This is a genomic window from Microvirga tunisiensis (assembly GCF_009296175.1).
Lineage (GTDB): Bacteria > Pseudomonadota > Alphaproteobacteria > Rhizobiales > Beijerinckiaceae > Microvirga > Microvirga tunisiensis.
Genome location: NZ_VOSK01000715.1, coordinates 1 through 1,579, shown reverse-complemented (window position 1 = coordinate 1,579; position 1,579 = coordinate 1). Strand labels below are relative to the sequence as shown.

Sequence of the window (1,579 nt, the reverse complement as noted above, 5' to 3'; positions counted from 1 at the left end):
GCAAACGCGCCGCTCTCATCCGCCAAGCAGAACGCCTGGAGGTGGTGAGGACATGCCTGAAATCCGGTCAACTTTGCCAGCAAGGCTCGTACAGCCAATCTCAGATGGGGCGCCGTGAATTAACCGGGCTAGGTTTGCTGGGGATGGCGCCAGTCGATGCCATCGAGCGACTGTGTGGAGTAATGCCCTGTCTAGTCATGACGATGCTCCCTCAGGTCGAGATGGTGGATGATGCCGGCACGCAGCGACTGAATGGCGTCCAGAGCCTCGTTTGTGTCTGGGATCAGATAGCGCCCTGATGCTTCGCGCACCGTCTGAAGAACTCCATGGCGGAGTTGCTCTGACAGCCACTTGCGCGGAAGCCGCAGCCGATCCACGGTCTGCGTGACCGTCAGACAACCGGGCACGGCCGGCCACCGGGTCTGGGACGGCACAGCCTTGAGCCCATGGTAGCGTCGAATACGCCTCACCGTATTGATCAGAACCCCAGTCTCACGCCGGGGCGAGCGATACCCCTCGGCTGTCAAGGTCCGGGCAATCTCCTCATCATGCGAGCCAGCCTGAACCAGTTCGAGCACCCGAGTTTCCATCTCAGCCCAGCGCGATAACGCGCTCAGCCTCGTCACCGGCATCGGCACCGTCAATTCGGTGGTGGCACCGCCGCGCCACACGATCCGGACAGCCGCCTGATCCCGAGCGCAGCGACGCAGGACCACCTTGTCGATGAGACACCGCAGCAGGGCCTTGCGATGCGACCGGCGCGTGGCGGGATCCGTCCAGATCTCCGGCAGGCGCTGCCCCAGAGCCACAATCTTGGCGCGCAGGCGCGGCGAGATTGGCCGAGCGTCGTCCCCTGACGCGGCTGCCCGGCGGGCCAGATCGTCCTCGGCCCGGCGCAGATTGAGCAAAGCCGCTTCCCATCGCCGCTCCAGTTCGGCCGCGACCAGCCGGTTGTCGGGGTCCACCCGATGGAACTGCCGCTCGGCCAGTGCCGCCGCATACCGCAGGCGTTCGATCTGCTGCGCCTCGGCCCGCCGTAAGGTCTCTGTAGCATGGCGCTCGGCCTTGCGGGCCAGGCTCCACGCCTCGATCTCGGCCGGGGTGACCGCGGCCAGAAAGCTTTGAGCCACCGCAGCATCAATGGGGGCGGCCCGCAGACATTGACACTCCGGCACCTGGAACTCCCGGCTGAGATGATTGCAGACGTACTGGCTGCCGCCCTTGTAGCGCACCATCATCTTGTGGCCGCACTCGCCGCACCACGTGATGCCATGCAGAAGCGCGGCCCCGTCGCGTGGAATGCCACGCCCCCTCAGACGCTGGTAGTCGGCCCGGTTGTCACTCAGCATGGCCTGGATCTTCGCGAAGGCCTCCCATGAGATATAGGCAGGATACTTGCCCGGCACGACGATGCGCCAGTCTCCGAAGGGCACTGGCGTTTTGGACGCTGGCCGGCCTGGTGTCGCGGAAGGTCGTTGACGGCTGCGCCCATACACGAAGGCGCCGGTGTAAGCCGGGTTCTTGAGAATATCCGTCACCGCCGCAATCGTGGGCTGCTTCCAACAGAGATCGCCGAAAC

Annotated in this window: 1 protein-coding gene; it reads right to left on the bottom strand. The window is 64.9% G+C overall.

The genetic code is table 11. From position 1 onward, the window contains the following. Nucleotides 1–191: 191 nt before the first annotated feature. The coding region (locus FS320_RS43090; protein ID WP_152718613.1) for a recombinase family protein at nt 192–1,579 on the bottom strand (1,388 nt) is incomplete at its 5' end.